Genomic DNA, 8,900 nt, shown 5'->3' with positions numbered 1-8,900 from the left:
AGAACCGGGCTATCCAGCACCAGCACGTCTGCATTCTGGCTCGTCTCCTCCAAGATATTGGCAAGGTTGGAAAAGCGTGTCTTCAGGCTCATCACATGCCGTTCGCGCAAGCTGTCGATCGGCGGGTTAGTGACCTGGCTGAAATTCTGGCGGAAGAACTGGCTGATGAGGCGCGGCTTGTCGCTGATAACCGCCAAAGGCGTATCATCGCCCATCGACCCGATGGCTTCTTTGCCATCTTCAATCATGGGCGCGAGGATCATCTCGACATCTTCCAACGTCATGCCAGCGGCGATCTGACGCTGCGTCAATTCCGCGCGCGACCAAGCGGGCGCGCTGTCGTCGCCAGCTTCGGGCAAGTCGGTGATCCGGCGGAAGCCGCCGACCAAAGCGCCATAATCCTGTTCGGCCGAAATGCGGTCTTTCAACTCGCCGTCGCGGTATAATTTGCCTTCATCCAAATTGACGGCAATCATTTGCCCGGGGCCAAGGCGGCCCTTTTCCAATATCGTCGTTTCGGGCAGGATGACCATCCCGGTTTCCGAACCAATGACCAGCAAATTGTCCGACGTCCGGCTGTAGCGCAGCGGACGCAAAGCGTTGCGGTCAACGCCTGCGACGGCCCAATGGCCATCGGTCATCGCCAAGGCGGCAGGGCCATCCCATGGTTCCATCACGCTGGCCATATATTCATACATCGCGCGGTGGGTGGCGGGCAGATTGGGGTTTGATTGCCATGCTTCGGGGATCAGCATCAGCTTTGCGGTCGGCGCTTCCTTGCCTGAACGCACCAAGGTTTCGAACACGGCATCCAATGCAGCGGTGTCCGATGAGCCGGCTGGGATAACGGGTTTAATATCATCGGACTGCGCGCCAAAGGCGATGCTGGCCATCTTTATCTCGTGGCTCTTCATCCAATTTTGGTTGCCGCGAATGGTGTTAATTTCCCCATTATGCGCTAGCCCGCGGAAAGGCTGCGCCAACCACCATTGTGGGAACGTGTTGGTCGAATAGCGTTGATGGAAAATCGCAACGCGGCTTTCAAAACGGTCGTCCTGAAGGTCAGGATAAAAAACCGACAAGGATTCAGCAAGAAACAGGCCCTTGTAGACAATCGACCGGCACGACATCGAACAGATATAGAAATCGCGAATTTGCGCAGCGATGATCTTCTTTTCGATCCGGCGGCGGACAAGATACAGGTTCTTCTCAAATTCTGTTGCGTCGACCTCATCGGGCATTGGTCCCGCAATCATGATCTGTTCAATCTCAGGCCGCGTTGCCTGTGCCTTGTCGCCGATGACGGACACATTGACGGGTACCTGACGCCAACCATAAATTGTGTAGCCTGCGTCGATGATCTCTGCCTCGACAATCGTCCGGCAATTCTCTTGTGCGCTCAGGTCAGTGCGCGGCAGGAATACCATGCCAACCGCAAGCCGGTTAGGCATCGGCCGGTGGCCGCTGTCCGAAATCGCATCGTCAAAGAAGCGGAAGGGCAGGTCGATATGCAGGCCTGCGCCATCGCCGGTTTTGCCATCGGCATCGACTGCGCCGCGATGCCAGACCGCCTTCAACGCCTCAATACCCGCCGCAACGACGCGGCGCGACGGCTTGCCATCTGTCGCCGCGATCAAGCCAACGCCGCAGGCATCGCCTTCGGACTCAGGATGATACATGCCTTCGCGGGCGAGGCGTTCATGTTCGGGGGTCGGGTAAAATAGGGTCATGCTGCTTGCCTCTTGCGGCTTGCTTTTGATTTCAGATAATTATGCATATGCTGCGTGACGTCGCGGCCGTCGCGGATTGCCCAGACGACAAGGCTTGCGCCGCGCACGATGTCGCCGACTGCAAAGACTCCATCGAGGTTGGTCATCTGCGTTTTATGGTCAACACGCAACGTGCCCCAGCGGGTTACGTTGAGGTCGGGGGCGTTAAACATTACCGGCAGGTCTTCGGCTTCAAAGCCAAGTGCGGTGATTACCATATCGGCGTTGAGCGTGAAGTCGCCTTCTGGGTCATTTTCCGGCGTGCGGCGTCCAGATGCATCGGGGGCTGCAAGCCGCATTTTAGCGACATGCACGCGTTCGACTTTGCCGTCGCCGTCAAAGCCCTTGGGGCCGGACAGCCAGACAAACTCGACGCCCTCTTCTTCGGCATTGGTCACTTCGCGCTGCGACCCCGGCATATTATCGCGGTCGCGGCGGTACAGGCATTTTACGGACTTTGCGCCTTGGCGGACGGCGGTGCGGACACAATCCATTGCGGTGTCGCCGCCACCTATGACGACAACGTCTTTGCCATGCGCATTCATCGCGCCGCTGTCGAAAACAGGCACGGCATCGCCAAAGCCCTTGCGGTTGGAAATGGTGAGAAAATCGAGCGCAGGGACGATTCCCTCAAGCCCACTGCCTGGCGTGGCAATCGCCCGCGCCTTGTACACGCCGGTGGCAATAAGCACGGCGTCATGCTTCGCGCGCAAATCATCCAGCGATGCATCGCGGCCCACTTCGAAATTCGCGTGGAAAATAATACCGGCATCCTCAAGCCGTTGCACACGGCGCATGACAATGTCTTTCTCCAGCTTAAAGCCCGGAATGCCATAGGTCAGCAATCCGCCCATCCGGTCGTAACGGTCATAGACATGAACGTCATAGCCCGCGACGCGGAGATATTCCGCCGTCGTCAATCCGCCGGGGCCAGCCCCGATAATGCCAACCGATTGGCCGCGCGACGGCCCGACCTCGACGGGTTCTACCCAGCCTTGCTCCCACGCGGTATCGGTGATGTATTTTTCGACCGAGCCAATCGTGACCGCGTCATGGCCTGCAAATTCAATAACGCAATTGCCTTCGCACAAACGGTCCTGCGGACAGATACGGCCGCAAATCTCGGGCATAGTGCTGGTCAGGTTCGACAGCTCATAGGCTTCGCGCAAACGGCCTTCGGCGGTGAGGCGCAACCAATCGGGAATATGGTTGTGCAGCGGGCAGTGCACTGAGCAATAAGGTACGCCGCATTGCGAACACCGCGACGCCTGATCGGCCGCTGCGTCTGGCGCATAACGGTCGGCGATTTCGGCAAAATCCTCCGCACGCATTTCGGCTTCCCGCTTATGCGGATAAGCCTGCGGCTTTGAAATAAACTTTAGCATCGGATCATTAGCCACAGCACGCTCCTTCAGAAGCGCTGCGCGTAACGCGGCAAACAAGCTCTGTCACGTGTAAATCTAATAAATGGGTCAGCTATACTGACTAAAATAGCAAAATTTGAGGCTAAAATTTAACTCTGCGCAATAATCTTTCAATTAAAAAGGGCCGATATGATACCTACCGAAGCGTTAGCCACAACAACGCAGCAGTTCCGATTATGATTCGGTAATATGCGAAAGGTGCAAATCCGTACTTGCCGACGATGGCAACAAAGGCCTTCACCACGACCACTGCAACCAGAAAAGCCATGGTGAAACCAAGGGCTATCATCCCAAGATCATCGGCGTTCAAAAGCGCCCTGTCTTTCCATAAAGCGTAAACCGTTGCCGCCAGCATTGTGGGCACAGCCAGAAAGAAGGAAAACTCCGCCGCTGTCTTGCGCTCAACCCCCATCATTAGCCCTCCCATGATCGTCGCGCCGGAACGGCTCACACCTGGCAGCATGGCGGTGCATTGGACGAGGCCAATCGACAATGCCGTGCCAAAGGGGATTTCCTCAACTGCATGAAAGCGCACCGTCTTCACCATACGCTCCAGCAATAATATGATGATGCCGCCGACGATCAGCGCGAGAGCAACAATCTCCGGCGTCTGCATGGCTGCGCGGATAGCGTCATATGCGATAACGCCAATCACAAGTGCCGGTGCAAATCCAAGAAGGATGTTTCGTGTGAAGGCCACAGGCCCCTTTTCCATCTTCAGTAGCCCAGTTCCAACGGCCCAGAAGCGCCGCCAATATACCAACAGCACTGCCAAGATCGCGCCAAGCTGAATCGCGATTTTGAAGGCAACCGAACTGTTGTCTGTAAAGCCGATGACTTCACCCGCTAAAATCAAATGGCCAGTCGATGATACGGGCAAAAACTCTGTCAGCCCTTCGATAAAGCCGAGGAGCAGCGCGATCATCGTATCGCTCATTGTCTGGGACTGCTGCCAAAGCGGCCATGCTTGCGGTAAATATCCAACCAATCCGCAGCGATCACATCTATCGGCGTTGGCACGATACCGTAAGCGGCTAGTCCGTCCGTTCCCGTAACCACATTGTCGCTACCCAGCATCTTATACTGGTCTTCTGTAATCGGTGCCCCCGGCATCCAGCCCGTACCCCTGGCGAGCATCTTGGCGGCAATGTCCGGTACTTCGACAAACACAGGCGCGCGTCCGATGGCCTTGGCGATCCATCGGTTCAGCTCCATCATTGAAAATATCTCTGGCCCGCCCAGTTCGAGAACACGACCATCCTGATGCGCAAGCGCTGCGGCAACTGCCTTAGCGACATCACCGACAAATACCGGCTGGAACCGCGCAGCAGCGCCGATAACCGGAACGACCGGCAACATGCGGATTAGTCCGGCGAAGCGGTTGATAAACTGGTCTTCGCGTCCGAAGACGATGGATGGCCGCAAGATGACGGCAGAAGGAAATGCGGCATGGACGGCCTCTTCACCGCCAGCTTTGCTTTGGCCATATTCGGCGTTACTATGTGCGTCTGCGCCAATTGCAGAGATGTGCACCAAGGCCTCCACGCCAGCCTCGGCAGCGGCCCGTGCGACAATCCCCGCACCGATATTTTGAACCGCGTTCATATCAGCAAAGCTGCCAACCAAATTGACGACAGCGTCGGCATCCATGACCGCGCGAGCAACACTTGCAGGCTTGCGAACATCCGCTTCCATCAACTGCACCTGACCCAGATTGCCTAGCGGCTTTATGTAGATGGCGCTATTTGCATTACGGCACGCGACGCGAACCCTGGCGCCTTGGCCAAGTAGTGTTTGGGCAACATAGCGGCCGAGGAAACCGCCGCCGCCAAAAATCGTAATCAATTTGCCTTGCATATATGCTCCGTCGTGCAACGTGATAGCCTGCTGGCGCTTTGCACCAGCACCGGTAAGCTTTCAAGGCCGACCTGCGTGAAAATGACTGGCGCGCGTCTGGACAGGCGGCAATAGCTATTTAATCCTGGCACGGCGCGGCACGGTCGTTGACAATATAACCTGATCGCTTAAAGGAACGCCCCTACCCGACACGCATCCAAACTGCGTTTCACGTGCCCGGATGGCGGAATTGGTAGACGCACCAGCTTCAGGTGCTGGCGCTGGTAACGGCGTGGAGGTTCGAGTCCTCTTCCGGGCACCATTAGCATGATCACTGTTGATCGAAAATAGTCGACAAAACCTAGGTTTTTTGTCATATATAGGATTAAGCTAGACGCTAGCAGCCGCACATTCACCCGCCCGCGACATCTGGTGGCACGCAGGGGCCATTAGGGTACGGGGACAGGAGGTGCGACAAAAGCGTCTCAACAGCGGCGCTAGAATCCGCTACAGAGAGGTTCTGCTTCACGCGAAGGGTTTGCCAGACTTCAATGCTGAGCGCGACATCGATTGCTTCCAATAATGGCTGCCGATTTGGTATCTCAGGGGGCAGAGGACGGATGAGCCGTGAACGCATGGTTGAAATATAGGCATTGTAAATGGCCTGCAGGGTGGGCGATGAGTGTCGATGCGCCTCGGATGCACGTTGGAAAGGCATAAATAGCTCAAACATAGCTAGACGTCGGTTCATCATTTCATACATTTGGCCTTGCCAATCGCTGCTCTTGAGGGCGACCGGCTCAATCGCTAGCGGCTTCGCGAGTTCGAGGGTAATTAATTGAATAAGCCCTTCCATATTTTTGAAGTGGCGGAACACAGTACGTCGACCGATGTTGGCACGCACTGCAATTTCTTCAGCCGTGGGATTTATGTTTTCCTCACGCATAAGCTCGATCGCGGCAGCGACAATACGACCACGCGTCTCTAAGACGCGCTTACGATGACCATCGATCTTCTTATCAACTGGACTAGGCAATATGCTCCTCGCGCACCCTGAAGTGACTTGTTGCGTAAAACGCTGACATTTTTCTACCACAAACCGCCGACGTAGTCAACTTTTGGCTATACTCCAATGTTCCGTTTAGGTCACCCCCCGCTGCCGTTTGGAATGCGCCAGATACTAACTTGACAGCATTTTTCGGGAATTAGAATAAATTGACACTATAAAGTGCCAAATATTCCTTGACGGCATAATTAGCGTCTTTTAATAAGTTGACACTACCAAGTGCCAAATATTTCAATCTTGCTACAAATATAGTTTCTATCGCTGCAATTTCCTTTTTTTCCTTGTCGCCCGTTAGCAGAAATTAGCTGCGAGTTAGGTGTCCAGAGGGAGGGGGGAGCGAACATCCTTGGTAAAAGCTTAGCGTGGATGGGTCATTTGGTGAGCGTTGAGTTTCAAAGATTAAGTGGAAGAAGCAATTAACATGACAAAGTTAATCCGGATTACGGCAGCGAACGGTACAATTAAGAATGTAGCTTTGAGCGCGCGCGTAAAACTTGAGCCGCCCTTTGTTGGTGCAAAGGTTGAGATTGTTGATGCTGCCACCGGTGCATTAGTCTCGGGCATAAAATCCAAGATTGTAGGTAAAGATTTAGTTTTGTCGTTTACTGAAAACGGCAAGAAAAAGGCTGTGAAGGTTGAAGACGCGGCTGAGAGTGCTGCATCATCGGAGCAAACAGAAACCGAAGCTGCTTCATCTGGCGGCGGCGGTGCCGATGTCTCGACGCAACTCGATACCTCCCCAGCAAGGGCCGGCAACACGCAAGGTGCAGATCGCGCTACTGGTCTTTCGGGTACAACAATTGGTCTTGGGCTCGCTGGCCTTGGCGTTGTGGGTGGTCTGGTTGCTACTCTTGCCAAGTCGAAAGATACCTTACCGCCTGCGGCACCGACTGGCCTTGATCTTGCCGCTGGTGATGACAGCGGTACCGATAACGCCGACAATGTAACCAACCAGACGTCTGCGCTCACCATCACTGGCCAGACAGAGGCCAATGCACGCGTTGAGTTGTTCGACGGCGCGACCTCGCTTGGTACGACAACCGCCAGTCCAACCGGCGCATTCAGTCTTGATGTCACGCTTGCCGAAGGCGCACGCTCAATTACCGCCAAGGCAACGGACGCTGCAGGCAATATTGGAGCTGCATCATCCGTATTGGCCATAACGGTCGATGCAACGCCGCCTGCGGCTCCGACGGTTCTTGACCTTGCTGCTGTTGATGACAGCGGTACTGATAACGCCGACAATGTAACCAACCAGACGTCTGCGCTCACCATCACTGGGCAGACAGAGGCCAATGCACGCGTTGAGTTGTTCGACGGCACGGCTTCAATCGGCACCACGACCGCAAATGCAACCGGCGCATTCAGTCTTGACGTCACGCTTGCCGCAGGCGCACACTCAATTACCGCCAAGGCAACAGACGCTGCAGGCAATGTTGGAACTGCTTCTGCTGCACTAGCCATATCGGTTGATGCAACGCCGCCTGCGGCTCCGACGGTTCTTGATCTTGTTGCGATAGATGACAGCGGGACTGATAACACCGACAATGTAACCAACCAGACGTCTGCGCTCACCATCACTGGGCAGACAGAGGCCAATGCACGCGTTGAGTTGTTCGACGGCACGGCCTCAATCGGCAACACGACCGCAAATGCAACCGGCGCATTCAGTCTTGATGTCACGCTTGCCGCAGGCGCACGCTCAATTACCGCCAAGGCAACGGACGCTGCAGGCAATGTTGGAGCTGCTTCTGCTGCACTGGCCATATCGGTCGATGCGACAGCTCCCGCTGCGCCTGCTGGCCTTGATCTTGCCTTTGATGATGAAAACGGTGCCGACAATGTAACCTACCAGACGTCTGCGCTCACCATCACTGGGCAGACAGAGGCCAATGCACGCGTTGAGTTGTTCGACGGCACGGCCTCAATCGGCAACACGACCGCAAATGCAACCGGCGCATTCAGTCTTGATGTCACGCTTGCCGAAGGCGCACACTCCATCACCGCCAAGGCAACAGACGCTGCAGGCAATGTGAGTGCGGCATCCGCTGCACTAGCCATATCGGTCGAAGAAACGCCGCCTCCGATAGTGGTCGATCCAACGCCGCCTCCGATAACAGTCGATGCAACGCCGCCTGCGGCACCGACTGGCCTTGATCTTGCCGCTGGTGATGACAGCGGCAGTGATAGCACCGACAATGTAACCAACCAGACGACAGGTCTAACGATTACGGGCACGGCGGAGGCTAATGCGCTGGTTGAACTCTTTAATGGATCAACCTCTCTAGGGACAACCACGGCCAATGGTTCCGGTGTCTTTACCAAGGATGTGGCCCTTGCTGTGGGCGCACGCTCAATTACCGCCAAGGCAACGGACGCTGCAGGCAATGTGAGTGTGGCATCTGCTGCACTGTCTATTTCTGTGATCTCAAATTCGATCGCCCCCGTTGTTGAACTGTCAGCGTTTGCAAGCGGCACGGGCAACCTTGGCTTTGTGATCAACGGGGCATCGGCATATGACTATTCGGGCTTCTCCGTCAGCTCTGCGGGCGATGTGAACGGCGATGGCTTGGACGATCTGATCGTGGGGGCAAGCCAATCCGGTGATCAGGACGCCGGCGCGAGCTATGTGGTGTTTGGCAAGACTACCGGGACGTCGGTTAACCTCTCGGATATTGCAAGCGGTACGGGCAACCTTGGCTTTGTGATCAACGGGGCATCGGCAGGTGACCGTTCGGGCGGCTCCGTCAGCTCTGCGGGCGATGTGAACGGCGATGGCTTGGACGATCTGATCGTGGGGGCAAG

The 8,900-nt window shown here is 55.6% G+C and carries 6 protein-coding genes and 1 tRNA gene; 2 read left to right on the top strand and 5 right to left on the bottom strand.

The genetic code is table 11. The annotated features are described in order from the left end of the window. From QE270_RS01050 to QE270_RS01035, 4 genes are all read right to left on the bottom strand, one after another. Positions 1-1,730, bottom strand: a 1,730-nt coding sequence (locus QE270_RS01050) for a glutamate synthase central domain-containing protein (protein ID WP_300033968.1), incomplete at its 3' end; no start/stop codon positions are given. After that, positions 1,727-3,169: an NAD(P)-dependent oxidoreductase gene (locus QE270_RS01045; RefSeq protein ID WP_300033966.1), complete on the bottom strand. Its 1,443-nt coding sequence runs from the start codon at positions 3,167-3,169 to the stop codon at positions 1,727-1,729. The genes QE270_RS01050 and QE270_RS01045, both read right to left, overlap by 4 nt. A gap of 160 nt (positions 3,170-3,329) precedes the next feature. Further along, positions 3,330-4,130 carry an undecaprenyl-diphosphate phosphatase gene (locus tag QE270_RS01040; protein WP_300033964.1) on the bottom strand — a complete coding sequence of 267 codons (801 nt, stop codon included), beginning with the start codon at positions 4,128-4,130 and terminating at the stop codon, positions 3,330-3,332. Further along, complete coding sequence (locus QE270_RS01035) at positions 4,127-5,050, bottom strand: complex I NDUFA9 subunit family protein (protein WP_300033962.1); 924 nt, start codon at positions 5,048-5,050, stop codon at positions 4,127-4,129. The genes QE270_RS01040 and QE270_RS01035 overlap by 4 nt, the downstream gene beginning before the upstream one ends. 214 nt (positions 5,051-5,264) lie before the next feature. On the opposite strand from QE270_RS01035, the gene QE270_RS01030 reads away from it, so the two are divergent. Further along, a tRNA-Leu gene (locus QE270_RS01030) sits at positions 5,265-5,351 on the top strand. Between the two features lie 90 nt (positions 5,352-5,441). Here QE270_RS01030 and QE270_RS01025 read toward each other — a convergent pair. Further along, the gene (locus QE270_RS01025) at positions 5,442-6,065 is read right to left on the bottom strand and encodes a TetR/AcrR family transcriptional regulator (RefSeq protein ID WP_300033960.1); all 624 of its coding nucleotides are present in this window, start codon (positions 6,063-6,065) and stop codon (positions 5,442-5,444) included. A 451-nt stretch (positions 6,066-6,516) separates the two neighbouring features. On the opposite strand from QE270_RS01025, the gene QE270_RS01020 reads away from it, so the two are divergent. Continuing rightward, the coding region (locus QE270_RS01020; RefSeq protein WP_300033958.1) for an Ig-like domain-containing protein at positions 6,517-8,900 on the top strand (2,384 nt) is incomplete at its 3' end.

The sequence above is a fragment of the Sphingorhabdus sp. genome (assembly GCF_029865925.1).
Classification (GTDB): domain Bacteria; phylum Pseudomonadota; class Alphaproteobacteria; order Sphingomonadales; family Sphingomonadaceae; genus Sphingorhabdus_B.
This window is presented reverse-complemented; position numbering and strand designations above follow the sequence as displayed.